General features: G+C 43.4%; 22 protein-coding genes and 1 tRNA gene. 17 read left to right on the top strand and 6 right to left on the bottom strand.

Features of this window, described 5'->3' with window-relative positions; genetic code table 11:
• Positions 1-9: 9 nt before the first annotated feature.
• Together HMPREF9193_RS05840 and HMPREF9193_RS05835 are read right to left on the bottom strand one after the other, a co-directional pair.
• Positions 10-3087, bottom strand: coding sequence for an AAA family ATPase (locus tag HMPREF9193_RS05840; protein ID WP_021687157.1), 3078 nt, complete (start codon positions 3085-3087; stop codon positions 10-12).
• Positions 3074-4342: an exonuclease SbcCD subunit D gene (locus tag HMPREF9193_RS05835; RefSeq protein WP_021687156.1), complete on the bottom strand. Its 1269-nt coding sequence runs from the start codon at positions 4340-4342 to the stop codon at positions 3074-3076. The genes HMPREF9193_RS05840 and HMPREF9193_RS05835 overlap by 14 nt, the downstream gene beginning before the upstream one ends.
• A gap of 44 nt (positions 4343-4386) precedes the next feature.
• Between HMPREF9193_RS05835 and ispH the strand changes: the two genes are divergently transcribed.
• From ispH to HMPREF9193_RS05790, 9 genes are all read left to right on the top strand, one after another.
• Positions 4387-5298 carry a 4-hydroxy-3-methylbut-2-enyl diphosphate reductase gene (ispH, locus tag HMPREF9193_RS05830; protein ID WP_021687155.1) on the top strand — a complete coding sequence of 304 codons (912 nt, stop codon included), beginning with the start codon at positions 4387-4389 and terminating at the stop codon, positions 5296-5298.
• A gap of 3 nt (positions 5299-5301) precedes the next feature.
• A complete protein-coding gene (locus HMPREF9193_RS05825) occupies positions 5302-6621 on the top strand; it encodes a TP0910 N-terminal domain-containing protein (RefSeq protein WP_021687154.1) in 1320 nt (439 codons plus the stop codon).
• Complete coding sequence (locus HMPREF9193_RS05820) at positions 6618-6896, top strand: EscU/YscU/HrcU family type III secretion system export apparatus switch protein (protein ID WP_021687153.1); 279 nt, start codon at positions 6618-6620, stop codon at positions 6894-6896. The genes HMPREF9193_RS05825 and HMPREF9193_RS05820 overlap by 4 nt, the downstream gene beginning before the upstream one ends.
• Positions 6883-8061, top strand: a complete 1179-nt coding sequence (locus tag HMPREF9193_RS10795; RefSeq protein ID WP_021687152.1) for an HD-GYP domain-containing protein — start codon at positions 6883-6885, stop codon at positions 8059-8061. The genes HMPREF9193_RS05820 and HMPREF9193_RS10795 overlap by 14 nt, the downstream gene beginning before the upstream one ends.
• Positions 8051-8428 carry a YraN family protein gene (locus HMPREF9193_RS05810; RefSeq protein WP_021687151.1) on the top strand — a complete coding sequence of 126 codons (378 nt, stop codon included), beginning with the start codon at positions 8051-8053 and terminating at the stop codon, positions 8426-8428. The genes HMPREF9193_RS10795 and HMPREF9193_RS05810 overlap by 11 nt, the downstream gene beginning before the upstream one ends.
• A complete protein-coding gene (locus HMPREF9193_RS05805; protein ID WP_021687150.1) occupies positions 8425-8607 on the top strand; it encodes a hypothetical protein in 183 nt (60 codons plus the stop codon). Before HMPREF9193_RS05810 ends, HMPREF9193_RS05805 begins: the two co-directional genes overlap by 4 nt.
• Positions 8594-9055 (top strand): hypothetical protein, encoded by a 462-nt coding sequence (locus tag HMPREF9193_RS10790; RefSeq protein ID WP_021687149.1) that lies wholly within the window; start codon positions 8594-8596, stop codon positions 9053-9055. The genes HMPREF9193_RS05805 and HMPREF9193_RS10790 overlap by 14 nt, the downstream gene beginning before the upstream one ends.
• A gap of 115 nt (positions 9056-9170) precedes the next feature.
• Entirely contained in the window at positions 9171-11033 is a 1863-nt protein-coding gene (locus HMPREF9193_RS05795) for an adenylate/guanylate cyclase domain-containing protein (protein WP_040847664.1), read from the top strand.
• A 59-nt stretch (positions 11034-11092) separates the two neighbouring features.
• Positions 11093-13042: an adenylate/guanylate cyclase domain-containing protein gene (locus tag HMPREF9193_RS05790; protein WP_021687147.1), complete on the top strand. Its 1950-nt coding sequence runs from the start codon at positions 11093-11095 to the stop codon at positions 13040-13042.
• 68 nt (positions 13043-13110) lie between these two features.
• On the opposite strand, the gene HMPREF9193_RS05785 is transcribed toward HMPREF9193_RS05790, so the two are convergent.
• Positions 13111-13196, bottom strand: a tRNA-Leu gene (locus HMPREF9193_RS05785).
• Positions 13197-13283: 87 nt separating this feature from the next.
• On the opposite strand from HMPREF9193_RS05785, the gene HMPREF9193_RS05780 reads away from it, so the two are divergent.
• From HMPREF9193_RS05780 to HMPREF9193_RS05765, 4 genes are read left to right on the top strand one after another with little or no spacing between them, the layout of a single operon-like run.
• Positions 13284-14534, top strand: coding sequence for an MnmA/TRMU family protein (locus HMPREF9193_RS05780; protein ID WP_021687146.1), 1251 nt, complete (start codon positions 13284-13286; stop codon positions 14532-14534).
• A complete protein-coding gene (locus HMPREF9193_RS05775) occupies positions 14534-15700 on the top strand; it encodes a cysteine desulfurase family protein (protein ID WP_021687145.1) in 1167 nt (388 codons plus the stop codon). The genes HMPREF9193_RS05780 and HMPREF9193_RS05775 overlap by 1 nt, the downstream gene beginning before the upstream one ends.
• A gap of 14 nt (positions 15701-15714) precedes the next feature.
• Positions 15715-16311, top strand: coding sequence for an iron-sulfur cluster assembly scaffold protein (locus HMPREF9193_RS05770; RefSeq protein WP_021687144.1), 597 nt, complete (start codon positions 15715-15717; stop codon positions 16309-16311).
• 5 nt (positions 16312-16316) lie between these two features.
• Entirely contained in the window at positions 16317-17219 is a 903-nt protein-coding gene (locus HMPREF9193_RS05765) for a M23 family metallopeptidase (protein ID WP_021687143.1), read from the top strand.
• 1 nt (position 17220) lies between these two features.
• Here HMPREF9193_RS05765 and HMPREF9193_RS05760 read toward each other — a convergent pair whose 3' ends face one another.
• Positions 17221-18288 (bottom strand): TP_0783 family beta-propeller protein, encoded by a 1068-nt coding sequence (locus HMPREF9193_RS05760; RefSeq protein WP_021687142.1) that lies wholly within the window; start codon positions 18286-18288, stop codon positions 17221-17223.
• Positions 18289-18308: 20 nt separating this feature from the next.
• On the bottom strand, positions 18309-21107 hold the full coding sequence (gene secA, locus HMPREF9193_RS05755; RefSeq protein ID WP_021687141.1) for a preprotein translocase subunit SecA: 2799 nt from the start codon (positions 21105-21107) through the stop codon (positions 18309-18311).
• A 55-nt stretch (positions 21108-21162) separates the two neighbouring features.
• On the opposite strand from secA, the gene HMPREF9193_RS05750 reads away from it, so the two are divergent.
• From HMPREF9193_RS05750 to HMPREF9193_RS05735, 4 genes are read left to right on the top strand one after another with little or no spacing between them, the layout of a single operon-like run.
• Positions 21163-22422 (top strand): LIC_12708 family protein, encoded by a 1260-nt coding sequence (locus HMPREF9193_RS05750; protein ID WP_021687140.1) that lies wholly within the window; start codon positions 21163-21165, stop codon positions 22420-22422.
• 11 nt (positions 22423-22433) lie between these two features.
• The gene (locus HMPREF9193_RS05745) at positions 22434-23102 is read left to right on the top strand and encodes a hypothetical protein (RefSeq protein WP_040847655.1); all 669 of its coding nucleotides are present in this window, start codon (positions 22434-22436) and stop codon (positions 23100-23102) included.
• Positions 23103-23156: 54 nt separating this feature from the next.
• On the top strand, positions 23157-23573 hold the full coding sequence (locus HMPREF9193_RS05740; RefSeq protein WP_021687138.1) for a hypothetical protein: 417 nt from the start codon (positions 23157-23159) through the stop codon (positions 23571-23573).
• 10 nt (positions 23574-23583) lie between these two features.
• Positions 23584-23946, top strand: a complete 363-nt coding sequence (locus HMPREF9193_RS05735) for a hypothetical protein (protein WP_021687137.1) — start codon at positions 23584-23586, stop codon at positions 23944-23946.
• A 5-nt stretch (positions 23947-23951) separates the two neighbouring features.
• Here HMPREF9193_RS05735 and hisS read toward each other — a convergent pair whose 3' ends face one another.
• A complete protein-coding gene (hisS, locus tag HMPREF9193_RS05730) occupies positions 23952-25268 on the bottom strand; it encodes a histidine--tRNA ligase (protein WP_021687136.1) in 1317 nt (438 codons plus the stop codon).
• Positions 25269-25271 lie beyond the last annotated feature (3 nt).

The raw sequence follows: 25271 nt of genomic DNA, 5'->3' as shown, positions 1-25271 counted from the left end.
GTTTACCTCCTACGCTTGCACGGTTTGTATACTGCTTCCGTTTATACCTTTGTGAATTTCTAATCGTGACTGAATGCGTGTTTTTAAGCCGTCTACATGGGATACCAAGCCTATACAGCGTCCCTCTCGTATTTCGTCAAGCACGCTTAACGCTTTTTCCAGCGACTCTCCGTCCAGAGTGCCGAAACCTTCGTCTATAAAAAGGGAATCCAACTGAATACCGCCGTTGCGTGCTTGGACGGTATCGCTTACTGCAAGCGCCAAACTTATCGATGCCATAAAGGTTTCGCCGCCTGACAGCGTAGAACAGGGACGCCTTTTTCCCGTGTAGCTGTCGTATACTTCCAAATCCAAACCTTGATAGCCTCTGCCGCCTTCGGTTTCTTTTAAGTACATAGTGTATCTGCCGTCCGATATGTTTTCCAATTTACGTCCGGCGTACAGTGTGATTTCTTCCAAATACATACGCAGCACCCATGCGTCCAGAGGAGTTTTTTTGGGGTTTTTTCCCGTTACCGCGTCGCATAATTTGGTATAGGTTTGCGCTTGTTCAAGCAGCGAAAGCCGTCTTTTTTCCAAATTATCGTATTCGCTGCCGAGCGTTTCAAGTTCTGCTATGCGGCGCTTGATTTCAGTTTGTCCGCTTTGATTTTGTGCAAATTCGTTTTCCAGTTGAGCCGTTTGCCGCTTAAGCTGTTCGTATTCGTTTTGCAATTGTTCCGGGTCATTTTGGACGTTCGCTTTTTTTTCGGCGCATAAAACTTCAAGGCGTTGTTTTTCCGTTTTGTATTGTTCCGTATAGGATTCGAGGAAAGCTAGGTTTTCTTTTTGCACCAAAGCGTTGTGCATATTTTCCAGCGCACTTTGTGTGTCGCTCGCGGCAAACGGCGAAGAATCGAGCGCTTGTTTTAATGCGTTTTCTTTTGTTTTTTGTTCAACTTCACAGTTTTGCATGTGCGATTTTAAAATATCGGCTCGTCCGCTCACATCGGCGTGTTCTTTTACTGTTTGAGCGTATTTATATTCGTAAGCTTCGATGTCCGTATTTAACTTTAAAAGTTCGTTTTGCAGCTTTCCGGCGAGCATTTTTATAAAACCGGATTTGCCGTTAAAATCGGATTCCGTATCGAATGCAAAACTTTCGGCTAAACCGTTTGTATGCAGCAACTGTTCAAAACGCTGTTGCGCTTGTTTTTGTCTGTCTTGGGTTACCGCATATTCTTGAGAATATAAAATTTCATTCTGCTTTAAGGGTTCCAATTTGTTTTGCAAATCTTGTATGTACCGTTCGGTGCGGCTTCGTTTTTCCAAACGGGTTTTTAGTTCATCAGCGTGTTGTTTTAAATTTTCGCGCTCTGCGCTGATTTCATTTTCTGTTTTTTGTACCGGCTCCTCTAAATCTTTCGTTGCTGTAAACTGCTGCACGGTTTCAAAACTATGGGCAATGCGCCCGTCGATTTCTTTTATGCGTAAGCGCGTTTCGCCGGCACGCAGCTGCGCTTGTTCGCACAGTTTTTTTTGAACGTTTATTTTTTCGCCTATATCGAGCGATTGCTGATTTTGCTGTGCAGGAGCGGGATGTGCAAGCGAACCGCACACGGGGCAGGGGGTGTCTTTTTGCAAAGTTTTGGCTAAAAGGCAAGCTTGCGATAAACGGTTTTCGTTTTCTTGTTGTTCTAAAAAATCATCCAGTATGAGCTGCGCTTTAGTTGCGTCTTCGGTTAGCTCTTTTTCTTCGTCTTCAAACCGCTTTTTTTGTGCGCATAAAAGTTCATATTCTGTAAGCAGCAATCGGTTTTGAACGTTTTGCATTTGCTGTTCAATATCGCCGTCCGCTTGGTACTCTGATTCCAACGGCGTAAGCTGCGATTTAATATGTTCTATAGCTTCGCGTGCTTGGCGTAGGCTTTGCTCGGCATTGCCGGCATCGCGTAACGTTTGTTCAAATTCTTCGCACGCTTTTTGCACGTATTCCATATTTTGCAAGCGCGTTTCGATACCGGCTTTATTTTGTTTATTTTGCTCGTTGCCGCTTTTTTGTTTTTCAAGTTCGTTAAGTTCACGGTTTAATGCGTCAAGCTTTTGTGTCGCGCCGATGTATTCGCTTTGAGCATTGTACAGTGCAGCTTCGCTAGCGGCGGCATTTTCGGCAAAGTTTTCGAGTGCGCACGCGCTGCGGATTAAAAGTAAAAGCTCGGTATTTTTTTCGTATTGATCCTTTTGTTCAAGCAAAGAGTGCAATTCTTGTTGCAATTGTTCATACTCTTTTAGTGCGTGTAATTTTTGTTCGCACAAAGTAAATTGTGTTTGAGATTCGAGCATAAGGCGGCGGATGTTTTCGTTTTGTGCGGATAAATCTTCGAGTTTGCCGTTCAGTTCGGTTTTTTCGCGCTGTGCATCGCCGCTGTCGAATTGAGCTCCGATACGTTCCAAATTCGACGACACTTCTTCAAGCATACTTTCAATGCGGTTTTTTTCTTCTTTTAGGCGATCGGCGCAGCGGGTAAAGTGTTCAACCGGAAATAGTTTTGCAAGCATTTCTTTCCGCTCGCTTGATTTTTGCCGCAAAAAATCGGCAAAGTCTCCTTGCGGTAACAGTACAATCCGGGAAAATTCTTCGGCGGACAAACGCACAAGCGATTTTATCATTGCATCGGTTTCAGCTTTGCGGCTGCATAACAGTTTTTCTTCGCGTGCATCCGTATTTGCACTTGTGTTTGTGCCGTTGTGCACGCAGTACAATGCGGCGCTTTCTCCGTCTTCAACCGTTTTTCCGCCGCGCCCCGTTCTGATAACAGGCAGCGTTCTGAGAACGCGGTATATTTTACCGTTAAGTAAAAATTCAAAATCGATGGAACATTCGTCTTGGTTTGTACAAAAATCGGAGCGCATTTTGCGTATATCGTTTTGTTTGCGTGCGCCGGGAAGACTACCGTATAACGCATACGTAATGGAATCGAGTATGGTGGTTTTGCCCGAACCCGTTTTACCGCAAATTAAAAACATATCGTCTAAAACGCAAAAATCTATGGTATGAGTTCCGGTAAACGAAGCGATGTTGTGCATAGTCAGCTTAAGCGGTTTCATCTGCGCTCTCCCCGTTTTTTTCGCTTTCCGTTCGGGCGGTTTTTACGAATATGTCGGCTTCTTGTTCCCAATCTTTTTTCAAATCTTTTCCGTTTTCAAAACCGACGTCTTGTAAAAAAGCATAAAAAATATCTTTAAACGGCGGCTCTTTTCGGTTTTCGAGTAAACGTTTTTTTAGTTCTTTTTTTTCGTTTTGTTCGTCGTTTTGCCCCGTTTTTTTAAAGCTCGCTTCACAGCGCTTTACGGATAATAAGCGCTTAAAACGTTTGCGCAAACGGTATACGGCATTATCGGCAATAAAGGGGTCGGTGTAGTTAAACTCTATATAATCGTTTTCGTATTCTTTGTATTGCGCTTCATTAAGCAGTTCTTCAAACGAGCCGGTTAAGCGGATAAGGCGGCGTACTCCTTTAACCGGTATAGCTGTTATTTTAGGAAGCGGAGAGTCTCCGTTTTGCGAAAAATCCAATTCTACGCGTAAAAAGTTTTTTTCTTTTCCGGCTTCGTCAAAAGAATAGGCGAGCGGAGAGCCCGAATAATACGCACGTTCGGTTATTTTTTGTGTTTTGTGTATGTGTCCTGCTGCAGTATAGGCAAACGGCGCAAAAACAGATGCGTGTACGTATTCGGCAGTACCGACAAAAATACGTTCTGAACCTGCGCTTTGAGCTCCCGCAGTAAATACGTGGCATGAAAGCAATGCGGGTAAATGCGCATATTGTTCGCAGCTTTTTTGCAGTTTTTTATGAAAAGTTCCGATTCTTTTTACCGCTTCCGTTATCAATTCTTCTTGTGTTTTAAGTACTGTATCCGGATTATCTTCAGCTGATAGTGAAGCGCTGTGTAAAAAAGGAATTTGGTATAAAGCCGCTTCGGCAATACCGTCTTTATCTTTTAATATAACCGCTTGAGTACATTGTTGCGGTTCGCTGCAAATATAAATGTTTTGCTCTTTAAGCAATTCGGCGGCAAAAGACAAACGCTGTGCCGAATCGTGGTTACCGGAAATAATGCATACGGGAAGCTTGGGAAAGGCGGCATGGGTGCGGCTTAAAAAACGGTCAAATAAAGCAACTGCTTCCGGCGGAGGTACGGAACGGTCGTAAATATCGCCGCTTATAATGAGCGCATCGTAGTGAACGGCGCTTAATTCATTGAATAAGCAATCCAGCATTGCTTGCTGTTCGTCCAATAAAGAATGTTCGTATAAGATTTTTCCTAAATGCAAGTCCGCCGTGTGCAAAAGGGTGAGCATACTTTACTATAGCTGAAACGCTTTTATTTTGCTATAGTATAATTATGGTTTCCGTTATACGGGCAAAAGTACTCGGTTATTGTATGGGTGTGCGCCGCGCGGTGGATTCCGCCGAAAAAGCGCTTGCCGAATATCCGGATCGCGTGGTGTACAGTTTGGGACCGCTTATTCACAATAAAACTGCTCTTGAGCGCTTGGAAAAACAAGGGCTGCGTATGCTCGATGTAAAGCACATAGACGAGTTTTGTGCCGAACTTATGAGGGACGGCACAAACGGAAAAAAGATGCCGGTTGTTATAATCCGTGCGCACGGCACGCCGCCTGCAGTGCGGCGCACACTGCAAAAAGCCGGAGTTTTGATTGTAGACGCCACTTGTCCGCGCGTGCTGGTAAATCAAAAGCGTGCCGCCGATTATACGGCACAAGGATATATGCTTGTTATAGCAGGAGATAAAAATCACGGAGAAGTTGCAGCGGTTGCCGGGGTAGCTTCGGATAAGGGGATAAACTATGCTGTTGTGCAAAACCGCCGCGAAGCGCAAAAACTTGCTGTTGACAGCGCCTTTTGCCGCGCAAAAGCAGTATTGATAAGCCAAACCACTTTTAGTGAAACAGAATACAAAACCATACAAAAAATCCTATGCCGTACAAACGCTCAATTAACCGTATTCGATACAATTTGCCCTGCAACCCGCGAAAGGCAAAAGGCGCTGCACGAACTGTGTGCCGCGGTTGACGGTGTGCTGGTTATCGGCGGCAAAAACTCGGCAAATACAAAATGCCTGTTTCAAACGGCGCAAAAACTTTCGCCGCGCGCAGCTTATATTGAAAACACAACCGAAATTCCGCAAGAGTTTTTACATTTAAAAAAAGTCGGTATTACCGCAGGCGCTTCCACTCCCGACGAACTTATCGCTGATGCCGAGCGGTTTTTGCAAAAAATGCGGGAGGCGTAGCGCGTGTCTTTTTCGAATCAACAGTTTTCATCGATTTCGATTATTTCCGCCGCCGATATCCGCACGGGAAGCGCAGCCGAAGCTCCAGCCTTACACGAAGGAGATACGGTGTTTGTGCGCGTTTTATCGCAGCAGGGAAAAAACCGCTATGCCGTATCATTTGCAGGACAACGATTTAACGTGTTTTCACAGCGTGCTTTGCCGAACGGTGCTTCATTTAGTGCAGCGGTAAAAATAAAAGACGGCAGTATATTGTTGGTTCCGCAAAACCGCACGCATACGATTTCAAACGGAGCAAACGCCGTTAAACACGTGTCCTTTATGGAAGCTGATGTTTCAGGAAGACTTAACGCTTTTTTTGAACAAGCGCTTTTACCGTCAGATGATATTTCGCTTCGGCTGCTGCAGTTTTTTCAAGAAAACGGTTTACGCTTTAACGGGCGCCAAGCGCAAAAAGCGAGAGCGGCAGCGCTCCGTTTTGCAGGTAGAGAAAAAGAAGCTGCCGAAGCCGCTCTTTTTTTGCTGGAAAAAGGGGTGCAGCCCGATGAGCAAACGCTTGGTGAATTGCTCGACGTTTTATACGGCAGTTCGGAACAAGATGGGAATACCGGTGATAGCGCTCAGGAGCAAGACGGGCAGGACCGTGATGGCGGCTCATCAGACGGCAAGCACTCCGGACACCGCCGCGCTCCGGACGGCAGCGAAGATGATGTAGACGGCTCGGTAGGAAACGGCGGTTCGCTGCCGGTCGGCGAAGAGGTGACAGGAAATTGGGCGCCGGCAGTCGATACAGACACCGCAAAAAACGCCGCTTCGGCAGCACCCGATAACTTTTTACAAAAGCTTTCGCTCCTATATAAAAATACCGACGAATGTTTGGCTTTACCCTGCGGCTTACTGTCGTTTGTGAACCACTACAAAACAAGCTGCAAGCATTGGGTTTTACTCCCCTTTGATTATGATATTGGAAATAAAAGTTTTAATGGTGTTATTAGACTTTTATTAAATACACAAGAAAAAAAATTGGAAAAAATAGGAATTTCTGCATTTTCCCCTGTCAAAAACTATTTTTTTATGGTACACTTACACAGATTGCATAATTTAAAAATAAATAATCTAAAAAAACTTCAGTTATCTGTTAACTATTGCGTAACGCCGGAACCGCCGCATGCCCAAAGGCGTAAACTGGATGCGTTTTTAAAGGAGGGCGTATTCGGGAATGCAGGCATTGCGAACTGTAAAATCGATTTTGTACCGGATTTATACCGTACGGGATCTTTTACCGAAATGAACGGCGTTTTTGTTGCGGAAGCTGAAGTATGAAAAAGCGTGAAAACGGAGCAAAGCAAACGGCTGTAGCCCTTCGCTATCCGAAAGGTTTTCCGGCACCGTTTATCGCTTGTAAAGGTAGCGGCAGGTTGGCGCAGTTAATGACTGCAGCCGCTGAAGAATACGGTATTCCGGTCGCCTTTGAACCGGAAACGGCACAGATACTTTCTTTGCAAGAAGTCGGCAGTTATATACCGCCTGAAACATACGAAGTACTTGCCGGAATATTCGCTTTTATAAAAAAGGCAGAGGATTATGCAAACAATTAAAAAGGAATCTCTTAAAAAGGGGATGAAATTTTCCGCTCCCGTTTTTTTTGACGACGGAAAATACATGTTCCTTGCGGAACATAAACCTGTAGCGCAGTTTCACTTAAATGCAATGAGCCGCTGGAAAATTCCCTATGTTATAACGCACGGCAAAGAGATTTTTTCCACTCCGAGCGTAGACGTCGCGGAATTGGAAGCGGTTGACGGAGAGCAAACTATTTCCGACAGTATTTTTTCCGCTGAAAGAAAAATACTCGGCAAATCTCCTTTGTGGGCATATTACAGCGAAGCCGTAAAAAATATGGAAGTAGTGTATCAGCATTATAAAAAAAGCGAACCGATAGATAAAGCGCTTATCGATGACTGCGTAAAATTTATTTATAAATTGGTAAGCGATGATAAACGCTATGCGCTTTCATGCGTTATCTGTCCTTTTGAAGATTTTATGTATTATGCGGTTGCCGCAGTTGATGTTGCTGTATTGTCGGTGATTATGGCTCAAGAATTGGAATTTCCACAGCGTACGATTATACAAATTATAACTGCAGCTCTTTTGCACGATTTGGAAATGGCAATGTTGTCGGATTCAATTGTCAATAAAAAAGGTAAATTGACTCCCGAAGAATTTGAACTTTTAAAAGTCCATCCGCTTAAAACAGCGCGCTATGTAACCGAAGTATTGATGTACCCGCGCGAAATCGCCGTTATTTTAATGCAGCACCACGAGCGTTGGGACGGTACGGGGTATCCTGAAGGGCGCAAAAAAGAAAATATAGATCCTGCCGCGCGCGTGCTTTCTGTTGCCGATGCTTTTGAAGCTATGTGTTCGGAAAAATCTTATCGCGGTTCTATGATTGCCTACGATGCGGTTAAAAATCTTTTAAACGATAAAGAAAAAAGATTCGATCCGTCCATCCTTAAAGCATTTATAAAATCTATAGGTTTATACCCGCCGGGAACATACGTTGTTCTCAGTGATTCTTCGCTCGCAAAAATCGTCGAAAGCAATTCAAATTCCCCTTTTATGCCTACGGTAGAAATCGTTTCTGCCGGAGACTCAAAAAAGGCAAGGAAAAAAGGCGATATAATCAATTTAAAAGAGCAAAGAAACGTTTTTATATTGCGGGCAATGGATTTAAAGGAATTGGATTCGCTTGCCGGATAAAAAACAAAATACAAAGCTTACGGGGGATCAAGGAGAAAATAAAGCTGCCGAGTATTTGCATACGCACGGCTACACAATCGTAGAGCGCAATTGGCGCACACGAACGGGAGAAATAGATATTATAGCGGAAAAGGACGATACTTTGGTTTTTGCCGAAGTTAAAACCGTTCCGCATTCAACGCTTGAAACGTTGGAACATGTTTTAGGGAAAATAAAACAAAAAAGAATAGTCGAAACGGCTAAATGTTTTTTGCAGACACATCGACAATATAGTAACAGGTATTTGCGTTTTGACGTACTTGTTATCGATATGCCGTGTTATGCGCCGGTGTACCACATTGAAAATGCCTTTTCGGAGCTTTTATGACCGTTTTCCTAAAAACATCGCAAGCGGAACATGTGTCCGCAAAAATACTGGATATGCGGCGGAAAATCAGCGACAGCTCGTATGTCGAAAACGCCGTGCAGCGTATTGCTTCGGTGTTAAGCCGCAAATTGGTAGAGCAACCCTGCCGCTGCAAGGAAATAGTACATGAGTTATATTAAAAACGAACACAGACAAAAAAACGAAAAACGCAGATGGAACGGTAAACCGTATAAAGAGCAGGGAAAAAAGTTTTTACATAAAACGGAAAAAGAAGATCCTGCAGTCGAGCAAGCGCGGCTGGAAGCGATTAAAGAATACAAAGCGAATGTTAAAAACTGTCCGCTGTGCGCTCAAGCTATATCGGATTTGGCTTCGGCATTGGCAGATAAAACGAGCGGAGAGCCGGTGCACTTTGATTGTGTTTTAAAATACCTTTCGGAACACGAATCTTTGAGCGACGGACAAAGCATTGTGTATATAGGGCAGGGACGTTTTGCCGCAGCGCGTTTTGAAAATCCTGCAGATAAGCGTACATTTGTAATAGATCGCATTATTGAGTGGGAAAGCCGTGATAAAACATATCAATGGCGTTCGGAGTTGGCGGATTTATACAGCAAAGTTAGATAGAAAAATTGCAAATAAAAAAATGAAACGGAGATTATCGCTACTTTTCCCTTTATTTTTCTTTGCAGTCTCACTACAAGCTAAAAATCCGTTTTCAACTAATTATATTTTTTCCGATGTGAGTATTTTAAAAAACGGCTGGCAAGTATATTTCGATACCTTGTTTACTTCTCTTGACGCTATTCCCGATACAATACGCCTTCCTGAACCGAAAAGCGTTACATTGCCTGCAAATTGGAACAAAGACTATTCAAATTTTCGCGGAAAAAAAACGGAATACGGTTGTGCAACCTACCGTTTGGTTTTGAACAGTCTTACACCCGATGAAAAATATGCCGTTTTTATTAAAGAAAGTCCTACTTCTTCTTGTGCTGTGTTTGCCGACGGCGTATGCATAGCTTCCTCGGGCGCAGTGTCGTCAAAGAAGCGAGGTTTTTTTCCGAGCACCATACCTATTTATGCCGAATTTACGGCAAATCAATCGGGAAGCGCCGAATTGGTTATTCAAGTATCAAACTGGATATACCGCAAAGGCGGTATCCGTACACCTGTATATTTCGGCAAACGCGATTCGGTATACCGCAGCTATAGTACCAATACAGGATTGATTTTTTTTGTCAGCGGATTGCTTCTTTTTTTATGTATTATAAACTTTGCTTTGTTTGCTTTTAATCCCAAAAAACTCAGTTCGTTATATTTTAGCTTGTTTTTGGTTTTTCTTATTTTACGTATTTGTACTGCCGATATCGATATATTGTCTTTTATTTTTAAAAATTTACCTTATTCTGCTGCGATTAAATTAGAATATTCGGCGCTGTGGGTTGTTCCCCCGCTTTTTATATTTTTTTTATATTCGCTTTTCCATTGTACGTTTTATCACCGTTTAAAATATGTGTATGCGGTTTTGCAAGGTATTGTTTTGATTGTTGGAACGGTACTGCCTATCGAATTGTCCAACCGTTTGGTGCCGCTGTATCAAATAACGTGTTTTATCGGGCTGGTGTATATTATGATTTTGCTTATACGGGCATGCATAAAAAAAGAAAAGCAAATTTATATACACTTGGTGTCAGTTTTGCTGGTAGGCGGAACCACCATATACGAAACGCTGTATTCGGTTACTTACGATGAATTACTGATAGATCCGCTACCCTTTGTACTTTTAGCATTAGCGGTGATTCAATTTTTAGCCTTGGCGTCCAGAGAAAGCCGTTTGTTTGCGCGTCAAGTAGCGCTTATACATAATTTAAAAAAATTAAATGATGCCTATATTCGTTTTGTGCCTCAAAAATTTTTGGATTTGTTAAATAAAAAAAATATAACCGATGTGCATTTGGGCGATTATGTTGAATGCGAAATGGGTATTTTATTTATGCAAATCTATATCGGCGACGGCAGTTTTGAAGTAACGCCGGAAGAACAATACGATGTATTCAGCTCTTTTACCATGATAGCTTCTCCGCTTATAGCCGAGCGCGGCGGTTTTATCAGCAAATTCGTTAAAAGAGGCATTATGGCTTTGTTTTCCGGCGGGACTCAAAAAATAATCGAGTGTTGTTTTGAACTTCAGCAAAAAATAGGCGCTTTGAATGCGGTACGCAAAGAAGTAGGTAAGCCTCCCATAGGAATCGCTTCCGGCATTCACTACGGTAAAATGATTTTAGGTACCATAGGGGAACTTTCCCGTATGGACGATACGGTTATATCCGATACTGTAAACACCGCCGCGCGTATTGAAAGCATTTCGGAAAGTTTGCATTATTCGATTTTAGTATCGCTTGATGCGGTGGAAAAATCGAATTTAGCAGAAAATGAAAATTTTGCTTTAATTCCCTTGGGAAATATACATGTAAAAGGAAAAAGAAAACCGGTGTTTTTATTTGTTTGTATGCCGTTGGAATCGTTAAAAAAAGAAAGCACAGTTGAAAAAAACATACCGGAACTCGATTTTTCCGTTTGGGCAAAAGGAAGTATACAGTGACCGGCATTAAGCATAAGTTTACTAACCCTGTACGTTTTTTTCTTTTTGTATGCGCGTGTATGTGTTTTTTTGTATCTGCTCATGCCGGCGGTGCAAAAAAACAAAAGCAAAAAGCAATGTATGCCGGTTTGTTTTATTTTGAAGATCCGCAAGAACTTGAGTTTTCGACCCTCGAGCTTACGGGGCTGTGGGAAGTATATTCAAATAAATTTATAGATCCTGCACTTTTTTATAAACATAAAACCGGCGGACCGCCTTTTTTTAACGATGACGCTTCTCCTGAACAGTATACAATAAAAGCCGATGCTTTTGTGCGTATTCCTACGCTTTATAATGATATAGCTTCCGGTAAAAACGCAAAAAAAGGTAAAGGTTCTGCAACTTGGCATTTACGCTTAAAAAATCTAAAACCGAATTTTAACTATGCCGTTTTTATGTTCGACAAAATAGGTACTGCGGTAAATTTTTATTGTAACGGTGAATTGGTATTTTCTCAAGGGATCGCTGCGCAAGATTATACAAAAACGGTTTCAGCCCGTTCAATGGCAATCGCTTCAATACAATCCGATAGCGGAGGAATTGCCGATTTGGTGTTTCATACGTCGAATGATGTGTACCGTAAAAGCGGTTTATGGGTTCCGCTGCGTTTTGGAGCGGAAAGCGTAGTACGTACCGATTTTAATCATGAATTGAACCGGCAGTTTTTTTTATGCGGAGCTTTATTTATCGTTTTTTTATATTATTTTGCCCTTTTTTTGTTTAGAAAATACGATTGGGCAAGTTTGTATCTTTCACTATTTGCTTTAACTTTATTTTTGCGCAATGTAACTACCGATTTTTCTTTGCTTTTATATTATTTCCCCAACGTACCCTTTGCCTTGGATATGAAATTGGAGTATACTGCGATTTTTGCCGGTCCGGTATTTTTTGTTTTGTACCTTGTATATTTACATACCAGCAATTTAGAAAATCCTGCAGTGACAATAGTTATAGGTGTGGGAATTTGCTTAGGTATTTTAACTTGGGTGCTTCCCCTGCAATGGTCGAACCGACTTGTGCCGATTAATCAAGCGTATATGTTTATCAGTTTGCTTGTTGTATTTATCATACTGTTTTCACAACTGAATCGCATTACGGCTTTGTTTTTTTTAACTCTTGTTAGTATTTTTATCATAGTTGCAGGAGCCGTGTACGAGACGCTGATACGGTATATGTTAACGGTTCCGTTTTTACCCGTACACTTTATGCCGTATACCTTTGTTATTTTTGTATTTTTTCAATCGATTATTACGGCATACCAGCACGAAAAAGCGTCTTCGGCAATTGATGTTTTATCCGGCACATTGAAAAAACTAAATACGGCTTACTTTCGTTTTGTTCCCAAACAGTTTTTGCAAATGTTAAATAAAAACGATATTATGGATGTGGAAATAGGGGATTGGGCAGTTCACAACGTAACGTTGCTGTGTGCCGATATACGGGATTTTACTGCACTGTCGGAACAGCTTGGCGGTAAAAAAACTTTCGATTTGTTGAATACATATTTAATACAAATTGCTCCCTTTATCCGTAAATACGGCGGCTTTATTGAAAAATATTTAGGAGACGGAATTGTAGCTGTTTTTCCGGACAATACGCCCGATGTTTTATATTGCGCGGTTAAAATGCAGCGCGAAATAATGAAGTTAAAAACAGCGGAAAACCTTTCGCTTCGTATCGGAATAGGTATTCACTACGGTTCGGTTGTGTTTGGAACGGTCGGCTCTCGTGAGCGCATATCGCAAATAAGCATATCTCAAGCGGTCGATACCGTTTTATATTTGGAAGATTTAACCAAATTGTATCGGAAATCGATTCTTATTTCCGGTTCCGCGCTGCACGTATTATGCGATTTGGATATCAGCGGTAAATATAAAAGATTTAACTTTAGTAAAATGGATACGTCTATTTTGAAAAAAAAGTTATCCGAAGATATATATTCGCTTGATCCGGCAGAAAAACTGATTTAAGTGGGAAAGCCGATTTAAAACAAAAAAACTGTTTCAAAAAAACTTGTTTTTGAAACAGCTCCGATTTATGCCGGGAACCGGAATTGAACCGGCACGGCGTTTTACTGCCGAGGGATTTTAAGTCCCTTGTGTCTACCTATTCCACCATCCCGGCGGTTAACACGTTCACTTATAATAGCAGAAAAAACTTCACACTGTCAATGCGTTGTGCTTGAATAAAAAAACGTGGTATACTGTTTTTATGGACGGCACGCATAGTATAAACGGCACGCACTCATACATAGAAGAATTGGAACAGCCTCAAAGCGGCAGCACGGTTGCAGTCGGTATGTCCGGCGGGGTGGATTCCACGCTCACTGCGGTATTGCTTAAAGAAAAAGGCTGTAAAGTTATCGGCGTTACTATGTCCAGTTGGAATAATGATTTACCGCTTCCGCGCTCGCTAACGGGAGTAAGGCTTTCTTGTTACGGCGCTGATGAAAGTATCGATATAGAACAATGCAAAACTTTTTGTGCGCAAAGAGGAATAGAATACCACGTTATAGACGTGCGCGATGCTTACCGTACTTTTGTATTGGATTATTTTAAAACGGAATACCGCAGCGCCCGCACGCCGAACCCTTGTGTACACTGTAACCGCTTTGTTAAATTCGGCGCTTTGCTCGACGGTATACGAAAACAGGGCATAGACTTTGATTATTTTTGTACCGGACATTACGCGGCGCTCGTGCGCCCCCGTATACCGATAGAGCACTTGTACCGCATATATGCTGCCGGCACCGACGCCTCTGTTTCCGATACTGCTGCCGAAAGTCTCGCCGTTTCCGGTGCACAAAACCGTCCGGTTATGCTTTCATGCGCATACGATAGGCACAAAGATCAAGCATATTTTTTACACCGCATTCCCTCGCCGGTATTGGAAAGCGTGCGCTTTCCGCTGGGCTCTTTTACTAAAGCGCAAACCTTTGAAATGGCGCGCGAGCGCAAACTCGGCTGTGCCGACCGCAGCGAAAGTCAGGATTTTATTCCGAATGAATATTTCGACATTCTGTTTTCTGATAAAAAATCCGTGTGCGGTGACATCGTAGGCTTGGACGGCGAAAAACTGGGGACACACCGTGGAATAGAGCACTATACCGTCGGTCAGCGCCGCGGTTTGGGAGTAAGTGCAAACCGTCCGCTGTATGTGCATTCAATAGACGCCGAACGCAACCGTATTGTGCTTGCAGGCGAAGACGATTTATTGTCAGACAGTTTGGAAGCGGATTCATGGGTGTGGGCGGGAAATTATGTTCCCCGTCATGAATTTTACGGCGAAGTAAAAATACGTTTAGCAACGCCGCCTGCAGCAGCTCTTATTACACCGCTTGAAAATGGTGTGTACCGGATTTCTTTTAAAAAACCGCAACGGGCGATTGCCCCCGGACAGTCTGCCGTAGTATATTTAAACGGAATAATAGCAGGGGGCGGGATTATTTCCCGGGCACTATAATGGCAAAACGTATTTATTTTGATTACAATGCGACAACGCCGCTTTCCGAAGAGGTGTTTGCATTTTATACTGATATTTTAAAAGAATATGCAAACGCTTCCAGTTTGCACGAAGACGGAAGAAAAGCCGCTTCTCTTATCGAGCATGCCCGACTTCAAGCGGCTTCTTTAATTCATGCAGCTTTTCCTGAAGAAATTTTATTTACTTCCGGCGGTTCGGAATCGAACAACACGGTTTTTAACACAATGGTAAGTGAAAGCCGCCGTAAAAACAATAAGCTGATTGTAACGAGCGCAATTGAACATCCGTGCGTGCTGGAATCCGCAAAAAACTTGCAAAAGCAAGGATTTGAATTAATCGTTTTACCGGTAGATTCTACAGGTTTAATAGACAATAAAGCTTATACAAAAGCGCTCGAAAAAAAACCGCTTTTGGTTTCCGTTATGAGCGCAAACAACGAAATAGGCACTGTGCAGGATATTCCATATCTTGCACGCGAAGCACATCGCGCAGGAGCGCTGTTTCATACCGATATGGTACAAGCTGCCGGAAAAATTCCGGTAGATGTTGCGCTTTGGGATGTGGATTATGCAACGCTTTCTTCTCATAAAATTTACGGGCCTAAGGGAATCGGCGCTTTATATGTTAAAAAGGGCTGCCCTTTAGAACCTTTAATACGCGGCGGACATCAAGAACACGGAAAGCGGGCAGGAACGTACAACACGCCGGCTATAGCCGCATTCGGCTTTGCTTGCAAAAAAGCAGCCGAAGAATTACATGCATACAGTACAAAAACGGCAGCGCTGCGCAATCGTTTAAAAGACGGTTTGCTTAAACGGATTCCCAAGATAAAAATTAACGGACATCCGGAGCGCGTATTGCCGAACACACTCGACGTTTCTTTCCCCGGTGCGGAAGGCGAAGCGATTCTTTTGCACTTGGATTTACTCGGCATATCCGCTTCTACCGGTTCGGCGTGCGCTTCGGGCAGTTTGGAGCCTTCTCACGTACTTATGGCGACCGGCATGGGACCGGAACTTGCCCACGGTTCCATCCGCTTTAGTTTGGGTAAATACAACACGGAAAAAGAAGTCGATTATCTTTTGGAAAATTTTCCTCCCGTTATCGAAACGCTGAGGAAGATGTCTACTTTAACCGAAAAGTAAATTATGAGGTATATATGAACGAATGGTTATATTCAGATACCGTAAAAGAACATTTTATGAAACCTAAAAATGTTTTAATGGAAGACGAAGATTCTTGGCAGTACGACGGACGCGGCATTGTGGGAAATATACAATGCGGAGACCAAATGCTGATTTTACTGCGCATTAAAAACGATATTATAAGCGACGTGCGTTGGAAAACCTACGGCTGCGCAAGTGCGATTGCGTCAACTTCGATTTTGTCCGAATCGATAAAGGGTATGAATATAAATGATGCATATAAGCTTAAGCCTGAAGATATTGTATCCAAATTGGGCGGTTTGCCGGCAAATAAAATTCACTGTTCTGTATTGGGCGACAAAGCTTTGCGCGCTGCTATAGACGATTATTTGCAAAAAAACGGGCGAGCGTCTTTAAAAGGGCAAGAACAAACGGAAGTTATTTGCCATTGTTTAAACGTTACCGACAGAGATTTGGAAGAAGCGTATAAAGCCGGCGACAGAACCTGGGAAGATTTACAAGCTCGTACTAAAATAGGAACCGGCTGCGGTCAGTGTAAAAAGCGTGCAATGGAAAAAATGCACGAGTTTGCCCATTTGTACGGGGAGTAAACCGGATGACGATACAAAAACAAAAATGCATAATTTTGCGCTGTGTGCCGGCGATTGTATTTACTTTTTTAGCTGCACTTTCCGCATACTGTTTTGACTGGCCGCAGCAATCGGAAAACATAGATGTATTGTTTGCACAAAAAAATGGAGGTTCGTTTAGCAACGGCATTGTATTCAATGAAAACGCCGAAGTAAAGTCAAGCGATACGGGCAAGCTTTTAATAACGCTGCGTTCGGATTCCGATATGGGCTGGTTCGATTCGGCTTTGGGCAATGCAGTTATTTTGTTCCATAAAAACCAAATGCTCACCGTTTACGGCAATTTGGAAAAAATAGATGTGCAAAACGGCGATCAAACCATAGAGAGCGACGATGTGCTGGGGATAAGCGGACATTCCGGATGGGCGCAAGATGAAAAACAGTGTTTGGAATTTCAAGTGCTCGATACAAAGATGAAAGCGGCTATCAATCCCGTTGTTCTGTTAAATGCCGAAAAAGAAAACGACGCGCCTGCCAAAGTGTCTGCACGTGCAAAATTCCCGCTCGGCGGTTTAATTGCGGTAAGCAGAACGGGAAACATACAAAATATTTCCAGCGGCGCTTCGTTAAAATCTGGCACGTATACGCTGTATATGAATGCACCGTCTAAAAAAATGCCGCGCGCCGTTTCGGTTATGGTAAACGGTATAGTAATCGAAACAACCGGTTACGATGCACTGATTCAAGATAAAAATACACTGTGCGTGCGCGGCAATAAAAACTACCCGTTTTTTGCGATATACCCCGACGATAAAAGCATGCGCTTGGCAGAAGTGTCTTTATCAAGGGGAAAAAATACAATCGATGTTTCGATAAAGGATTCTTCCGGTGCGGAAGCGGCGTTGCACACTGCGCTGAACGTATTTTAGCTTAGCGGAAAGCGACGTTCATTTTGGAAATGCGGTTGTCGCAGCCGATATAGATGCTGCCGTTTTCCGCATGCAAAAATGCACTGCCGCCTTTAAACGAAAAAGAGCCTTTTTTATAAGCATTCCCATACAGTACGCTGACCGTATACATACCGCTTTTTTTACTGAGTACAAAAAAAATATCGTTGCTGCCGAAATCGCTTAAAGCGGTGATTTTACCGTCAAACGGAATATATGCCGCTTTTTTTTGCGCAATATGTATCGAATGCAGTCCTTTTTTTGTGTTAAAAAACACATATTTTCCGTCGCGGCTAAAGCGTACAAGCGTTTGTTCTCTAACGGCTTCGCTTAAATATTCATGATAGATTATTTTTATTTTTTCGTTTTCTATTGCCGCAACAATCAAACGCTGCGTATTCAACCCTGATATGCATGCGCAATACTTACCGTTTTCCGAAAGCGCGCAGCCGAAAATAACTTGAGTTTCGCTTCCGCCCGGGTAAAAAGAACCGCTTATATTTCCTTCGTTATCGACGCACAGCAGCTTGCCGTCGGCAAAGCCTGCGGCACAGCCTGCAGCTGATGCGGAAAATGCGGTAATCGGTGCATAGTCTTCATATGCCCAAAGCTTTTTTCCGCTTTTGTCGTGGCGCGAAAAAGAATTTCCGCCCGGATGGAACACAAAAGCCGCAGATTTTTCAAAAAAAGGAAAGCCGGCATCATCGAGCGTGCCGCACTGTTTTCCGTCCGGTGTATAAAAAGGCGTGTGCTGTGCATCGTTTGCATAAACCGTCCAAAAATTTTCCGATACGGCAGCTTTTTGTTCAAAAGGGTAAACGGCTGCGAGCGTTCCGTCCGGCGTGTAATAGCCCATTTTTCCATTCAGTTTAAACGGTAAAAGTTTTATTGCGGAAGCGGGGTACTGTACGGGATTTTTTTCGATATCGATTGTCCACTGGGGCGTTATGTGTAAATCTTTTTTAATCGGAACGCCGGCAAACAAAAGATATACGCAGCAAAAAAGAACGGCAAACGGCACCAGCGGAAAATGTTTATCATTTATTTTCATTTTTTAACTACCTTTTTTAATTATCTTCCGCAGCAGTGTTTATATTTTTTGCCGCTGCCGCAAGGGCACGGATCGTTTCTTCCCACTTTAGGGGCGGAACGGACAACGGTTACGTTTTCTCCCTGCCGTTTGCCGGCATACGCAGAAGATGCGGCTGCATCGCGTGCCGATCCGGCATCAAAAGCCGCCATTGCGCTGTGCTGAGCGTTCATGCTGAACGTTTTGCCTCTGCGCTGCATATCTTCGCCTGCAGCGTTTGTTATTTTTACTTTGAATACGCGCGAAGCGATTTCGGTTCTGATACTGTCGAGCATATCGTCGAACATATTAAAACCGTCGATTTTGTACTCGGTTAAGGGATTTTTGGAACCGTATGAGCGAAGGTATACGGCTTCGCGCAAACTTTCGAGCGCTTCCAAATGGTCCAGCCATTTGCGGTCTATCGCTTGCACGTATTGGTAGCGGATAAACATATTTAAGTTTTCTTTTCCTGCCAGCGCTTCTTTTTCACCGATGTCGCGTTCAAGTTCGCCTACAATTGCTTCGGTTACAAATTCCGTCCGCGCTTCGCTTCCTTTTACGTTCGACAAACCGGCAAGCGTTTCGGCTGCAATTTGTAAGCCGAAGTTTTGCTTTAATTCGCCGTTCAGTTCGGCAAGGGCATCAAGATTCGCTTCATTTGCTGCGCTTCCTTTACGCAAGGCATCGGCATAGCTTTGGGCAAATTGTTCCGCGCTTTCGCGTGCGGTTTGCAATATGCGCAGTTTTAAATCTTCGTCTACCAAAATAGCGTCGCGTTGACCGTAAATAAAACGGCGTTGTTCGTTTAATACGTCGTCGTAATCGAGCAAGTGTTTACGGATTTCAAAGTTTCGCTCTTCGACTTTTTTTTGTGCTTTTTTTATACCCTTGGTAAGCCAAGGATGATATATCGGTTCTCCGGGTTCCATGCCTATGCGCGACATAATTGATTTCATCTTTTCGCCGCCGAACAAACGCATTAAATCGTCGTCCATAGAAATATAAAATTTGCTGCGTCCCGGATCACCCTGCCGTCCGGAGCGTCCGCGTAATTGATTGTCTATACGCCGGCTTTCGTGCCGTTCGGTACCGATAACATATAAGCCGCCTGCTTGTTTTACCGCTTCGTAATCGGCAAGCCATGCTTCTTTTTCTATTTTGTACGCTTGCGCGTATTGTTCCGCCGTAGCTTGCGTTCCGGCACGCTTTTGTGCACGGAATTCGGGATTGCCGCCCAGTTTTATATCGGTACCGCGGCCTGCCATATTGGTGGCAATGGTAACCGCTCCTTTTGCTCCGGCTTCTGCGATAATCAGCGCTTCGCGTGCGTGATTTTTTGCGTTCAGCACTTCGTGCCGTATTCCCTTTTTAGTTAAAAGCGAACTGAGGTGTTCCGACTTTTCGATAGAAACCGTACCGACAAGAACGGGCTGCCCTTTGGCATGAGCTTCGCTTATTTCTTTACATATCGCTTCCCATTTATCGTCGGCATTTAAATATACTTCATCGTTTTCGTCTATGCGCGCAACCGGTTTGTTTGTGGGAATAACAACTACGTCTAAATTATAGATTTTTCCGAATTCAACCGCTTCGGTATCCGCAGTACCGGTCATACCGGACAGTTTTTTATACATGCGGAAAAAGTTTTGAAACGTAATGGTTGCCAAAGTTCTGTTGCGCTGGGCAATGTGGATGTGTTCTTTTGCTTCTATAGCTTGGTGTAAACCGTCGCCGTAACGGCGTCCTTCCAAAATACGTCCGGTAAATTCGTCTACGATTTGCACTTGTTTGTCTTTTACTACGTAATCCACATCTATTTTATACAATGTATGTGCTCTTACCGCTTGTGTAAAATAGTGTATGTATTCAAAGTTTTCTTCGTCAAATACCGAACCGTTGATTAAATTATGTTTTTGTAAAATGGATTCGATTTTAAGCATACCCGCATCGGTAAAGGATACACGTCGGCTTTTTTCGTCGATTGTATAGTCTCCGATTACTTGTTCGCCTTGTACTTCATCAGGGTACAGCCCTGTTTCCGGATTTTTTTGCACTTCTTCAAGCTGTCCGACGTATTTATCCACTTCAAAAAATTTAACCGTATCGTCTTCGCCTTGTCCGGAAATAATAAGCGGGGTGCGCGCTTCGTCTATCAATATGGAGTCTATTTCGTCTACAATGCCGAATGCAAAACCGCGCTGCACTTTTTGATCGGGCGTTAACTGCATATTGTCACGCAAATAATCAAAACCCAGTTCGTTATTTGTACCGTAGGTAATATCGCAATTATATGCTGCTTTTCGCGCATCGTTGTCCATATTCGATATGATTGAACCGACCGTTACGCCTAAATAGCTGTATACGGGGCGCATCCAATTTGCATCGCGTTCGGCAAGGTAATCGTTTACTGTAACTACATGCACGCCTTTACCGGTTAAACTGTTCAAATATGCGGCGGCAACGCACATAAGGGTTTTACCTTCACCGGTTTTCATTTCAACGATGCGTCCGGAATGCAATACTATGGAACCCATTACTTGTACATCGTATGCGCGCTCTCCAAGTACGCGTTTTGCCGCTTCGCGTGAGAGTGCAAATGCTTCGGGTAATACCGAATCAAGGCTTTCGCCGTCGGCGATTCTTTTCTTTAAGAGCGCCGTTTGTTTGGGATATTCATCTGCGCTGAGCGAAGATGCCCAGCTTTCTTTTTCATTAACTTTTGCAACGATAGGCAGTAAAGCTTTTATATCGCGTTCATGTTTTGAGCCGAAAAAAAATGTTAAAATTGCGTCAATCATACCATATAATGTACCGTGTATTGACATATTTGGGCAAGCACTTTATGCTGTGATTATGCCGCAAACACTAAAAAAAACGTTCCGTTTCTGCGTCTTTTGTATAATTTATTTGATAGTCTTTTTTTTATGCTCTTGTACAGCCGGCAAACCGGTTGCGGCGCTCAAAAAACAGGATTTGTTTTCTTTAAACTACGGAAACTTTGAAAACGAATTAAAATTGTTCGGTTTGCAAGAACCCGGTCAAATCAATACGCATCTTATTATGCGCGACGGTTTTTTTTATATATCAAACGGAGAAGCGTCAAAAATTCTGAGCCTTACTTCTTACGGAGATTTATTAAGTATTTTATATAATAGCGATAAAAATCCGGTGCCCTCGTTTATAGAATTAAATGGAAACAAAACAGTATCCGCTTTGGAACACAACGATGAAATTGCAACGCAAAATGCGGTAGTGTATCCGTTTAACAATATCGGAGCGGCTGCAGTTGATTCGGGAAAGCGTTTGTATGTGGCAGACCTTTTACCGCCGGAGCGCTGCGTGCAAGACGAAAGCGGTAAAACAACGCTGCGTCATGCCGTGCTGCGCTTTGAACCGGACGGCTCTTTTATAGACTATTTGGGGCAAGAAGGACCGGGCGGTACGCCGTTTCCGTATATAAAAGGCTTGTACACAACAAAACAAAACGAATTGGTTGTAGTGTGCTTGCTTAACGGCGGCTATGCGGTGTTTTGGTTTTCGCGCGACGGCTATTTAAAGTATAAAATACCCATTCAGCAAACATCGCTTCCGGTAGCCGCTTCTTCTTCGGAAAACAGCTTTGCAACACTTGAACAAATTATTCCCGACTATAGCGAGCCGGTTTTATATTTAAAAATCGATTATTATTCGGCACAAATAGATTCGTCTACCGGAGTGCAGTCCGGCATAGCTTTTACGCAAACGCTTATTCACCCGCTTAATATCAGTACCGGCATATATGCCGAACCGGTTTCAGTTCCTGACTTTGAGCAAACGGTTGCCTACGGATATACAAAAGAAGTGTTTCCCATGGCGTACGAATTTTTGGGAATAAGTGAATCCGGATGGCTGTTTTTTATAACAGCCGACGATACGGGCTTTGCTCTTTTAATGTTTAAAGAAGACGGGCAAAAAGCGGTGCGCCGCCATTTGGATGTGGATATGCGCGATATCGTATACCACGATCTTACGCTTTCGTATTCTGGGATTATTTCGGCTTTGCTTGCAAAAAATGACAAAGCCGAAGTAGTGTGGTGGAGAACCGATACGCTTATCGCCGCTCTTATTCAGTGACGGACACACAAATGAACGAAGAAGAGTTAACTTTTTATTACAACCGCGAGAAACGTTTGGAGCGCGCACCTGAAAACGTTAAACGCTTTTATAACGGAACTGCCCCTACGGCTCCGAAAGGCTTGTTTAAAGCTTTGGTGCATACCAAGCATTCCCGTTTTATGCTTGCCGCAGTAGGCATTAGCTTAGCCGTTGTTGTTTTAACGACTTTGTTCGGCGCTAAAAGCAATCAAAAAAATATTAACGGCGTGCGTTTGGTGCTATCGGCTTTTTCGTTTGACGATTCGGTGTACGTAACTTTGCGTGCGTTTGGAAACCCGGACGCGGGGGGCAAAGCGGAACAGAACGGCATCCCTGCAGACGGCAAAGCGGAACAGGAACAAGGCAGTGTCGCCGCCGGCAGCGTAGCGGAACAAAGCACAGATTCTGCCGGCAGCGCAGCGGTACAGGGCGGTACTCTTTCCGGTGCTGAAGCGGAGGCTTTAACCGTAAAAGCCGATTTTACGGGCTGCGGAAAAGACGGCGGCGTTTTAGTTGAAAAAAAAATTCAGTCGGTTTATGACGGAAAAGAAAATTTTTACAGGACAATTTTTACGGATTATGATATAGTGTCCGTACAAGCCGATGTAAGTATAAACGGTGAAAGGGCGCTGTTAAAAACTGCAGTACAGCGTAAATAAAATGCCGGTTACCCGGTCGGTAAGCGGGCATACAATCGGCTTTTAGGGGGGATTATGATACAGTTTTATTTGTTGTCGGTGGTAATGAATGTTGCAGCGGGGCTTGTGCTTATTTTTACAAAAGAAGTTCCCGAAGATGCGGCGCAAGCAAGTGCTGCCGGTTTAAGTTTTTTGGAAACAAAGAATTTCCGCCTTGCTTTAGGAGTGCTTTCTGCATTTGTCGGTATTATAAAACTTTTAAGCGTAGTGCAAGGCGATGTTCCCGTTTTAGGCGATTTGGTACCCGCCGTTGCCGGTATTGTAGGCGGCGCTTGCCTTTTATACGAATATTACAAAGTTTCTTCGACTGTTCCCGTTACCATGCCTTCTTTTTTTGAAACTTTGTTTGTAAGCGGACGAAAATATGTCGGAATTGCTTGTGTTGCGGTAGGTACCGTACACTTTATTTTACCGCGCGTACTTTTTTTATAAGTTGTGTGCCGTGAAAACTTGGCTGTATGTGTACTTTTTGTGCACCCTGTTTTGTATTTTCAGCGGATGCACTGCAGAAAAAAATGAACAGCTTATAGATATTTCGGAAGTTGAAGATATCGGTTTTGCCGAACCTTGGGCGCTTATTAATGAACCCTATGCGGCGTACCGCATAAAGCCGTCCGATACCGCCGATGCGGCTTCGCACGGCAGACAAGGCGATGTGGTGAAACTTATCGGAAGCTATATAGATATACGCGACGGGCAGCGCCGTTTGTGGTATCAATTTGCAGCAGGTTGGCTTCCCGAAACTGCAGTATCGCTTTTTTCAAATAAACTACAAGCAGAATTTGCCGCTAAAAACGTACAATAAAAAAGTTAGCGTTTTGCCGTTATATACTCAAGCGCTTTTTGTTCGCTGATGTTTTCCCGTACTTCCCTCGTTTTAAGATTTTTTACGCTGACCACATTTTTTGCCGCTTGTTCTTTATCTACAAAAATTCCGAAAGGTATATCTTTTTTTTCTGCGACCGCATATTGTTGATTTATTTTTTTAGCTTCGGGAAATACTTCAACGGCGGCACCGCCTGAGCGCAGTCTTTGTGCAAGCGCTTGGTAGTGCAGGGTAAGGCTTTCGTCGGTGCAAAAAATTTCTGCATCCAAAAAACCGCAGCGGTTTTGTATATGACCCAACTGTTCAAGAGCCGCTAAAAGCCGGTCCAAACCTATTGAAGCTCCGGTGCCGCTCAATTTTTCTTTCATATACAAGCCGGCTAAATTATCGTAGCGCCCGCCGGAACATACCGAACCTATGGATGGAAGATCGTTTAAAAAGGTTTCGTATACAATGCCGGTATAGTAATCCAAACCCCGAGTTATTGCAGGGTCGAGCACAAAGCTGCCGGCTATGCCTGTACCGACCAATAAATCGTACACTTGCCGCATGCGCTGTACGCTTTCTTTTCCTTTTTCTCCTGCCGCTTGTTCTATGCGCTCAAGCGTTGTGTTAAACGCTTCGTTCGGTTTAACGCTTATGTAATCGATAATAAGCGAAGCGGTTTTTGCACTGCCCGTTATTTGAGCAAGTTGGTTTTCCGTTTCTTTTGCGCCGATTTTAGCCATTTTGTCTACAGTGCGTAAAATGTTTTCGCTTAAGCCGGTTAACGAATGTTTTTCTAAAAAAGCGTTAAATATGCCGCGGTGGTTTATTTTAATCGTTATATTTTGAACACCGATGAGCGAAAAAGCGTGTTTTATTAACGAAAGAATTTCAAAGTCGCACAAAACGCTGTCTGAACCGGCTATGTCGAAGTCGCACTGAACGAATTCGCGGTAGCGTCCGGCTTGAGGTTTTTCGCCGCGCCACACTTTTGCAATGTGGTAGCGCTTAAACGGAAAGTACAGTTCATTTTTGTGTTCCGCCGTAAAACGGGCAAAGGGAACGGTTAAATCAAAGCGGAGCGCCACATCCCTGCCGCCGTTATCGTTAAAGCGGAATACTTGTTTTTCCGTTTCGCCGTTGCTTTTGCGCAACAGAATTTCCGAGTATTCCAAAGCGGGGGTATCTATCGGTACAAAACCGTATGAGCGGAACGCGGCTCCCAGTTTTTCTATTATTAAAGTGCGTGGTAATTGCGCATCAGGTAAAAAATCTCTAAATCCTTTGAGTATTTTGGGTTGTATAAGATTATCCATATC

The sequence above is a fragment of the Treponema lecithinolyticum ATCC 700332 genome (genome assembly GCA_000468055.1).
GTDB classification, from domain to species: Bacteria; Spirochaetota; Spirochaetia; order Treponematales; family Treponemataceae; genus Treponema_C; species Treponema_C lecithinolyticum.
This window is presented reverse-complemented; position numbering and strand designations above follow the sequence as displayed.

Coding starts and splice junctions, on each gene's coding strand:
- HMPREF9193_RS05840 (WP_021687157.1), bottom strand. CDS start 3,087: ATGAAACCGCTTAAGCTGACTATGCACAACATCGCTTCGTTTACCGGA.
- HMPREF9193_RS05835 (WP_021687156.1), bottom strand. CDS start 4,342: ATGCTCACCCTTTTGCACACGGCGGACTTGCATTTAGGAAAAATCTTA.
- ispH (WP_021687155.1), top strand. CDS start 4,387: ATGGTTTCCGTTATACGGGCAAAAGTACTCGGTTATTGTATGGGTGTG.
- HMPREF9193_RS05820 (WP_021687153.1), top strand. CDS start 6,618: ATGAAAAAGCGTGAAAACGGAGCAAAGCAAACGGCTGTAGCCCTTCGC.
- HMPREF9193_RS10795 (WP_021687152.1), top strand. CDS start 6,883: ATGCAAACAATTAAAAAGGAATCTCTTAAAAAGGGGATGAAATTTTCC.
- HMPREF9193_RS05805 (WP_021687150.1), top strand. CDS start 8,425: ATGACCGTTTTCCTAAAAACATCGCAAGCGGAACATGTGTCCGCAAAA.
- HMPREF9193_RS10790 (WP_021687149.1), top strand. CDS start 8,594: ATGAGTTATATTAAAAACGAACACAGACAAAAAAACGAAAAACGCAGA.
- HMPREF9193_RS05790 (WP_021687147.1), top strand. CDS start 11,093: ATGTGTTTTTTTGTATCTGCTCATGCCGGCGGTGCAAAAAAACAAAAG.
- HMPREF9193_RS05780 (WP_021687146.1), top strand. CDS start 13,284: ATGGACGGCACGCATAGTATAAACGGCACGCACTCATACATAGAAGAA.
- HMPREF9193_RS05775 (WP_021687145.1), top strand. CDS start 14,534: ATGGCAAAACGTATTTATTTTGATTACAATGCGACAACGCCGCTTTCC.
- HMPREF9193_RS05770 (WP_021687144.1), top strand. CDS start 15,715: ATGAACGAATGGTTATATTCAGATACCGTAAAAGAACATTTTATGAAA.
- HMPREF9193_RS05765 (WP_021687143.1), top strand. CDS start 16,317: ATGACGATACAAAAACAAAAATGCATAATTTTGCGCTGTGTGCCGGCG.
- HMPREF9193_RS05760 (WP_021687142.1), bottom strand. CDS start 18,288: ATGAAAATAAATGATAAACATTTTCCGCTGGTGCCGTTTGCCGTTCTT.
- secA (WP_021687141.1), bottom strand. CDS start 21,107: ATGATTGACGCAATTTTAACATTTTTTTTCGGCTCAAAACATGAACGC.
- HMPREF9193_RS05750 (WP_021687140.1), top strand. CDS start 21,163: ATGCCGCAAACACTAAAAAAAACGTTCCGTTTCTGCGTCTTTTGTATA.
- HMPREF9193_RS05745 (WP_040847655.1), top strand. CDS start 22,434: ATGAACGAAGAAGAGTTAACTTTTTATTACAACCGCGAGAAACGTTTG.
- HMPREF9193_RS05740 (WP_021687138.1), top strand. CDS start 23,157: ATGATACAGTTTTATTTGTTGTCGGTGGTAATGAATGTTGCAGCGGGG.
- hisS (WP_021687136.1), bottom strand. CDS start 25,268: ATGGATAATCTTATACAACCCAAAATACTCAAAGGATTTAGAGATTTT.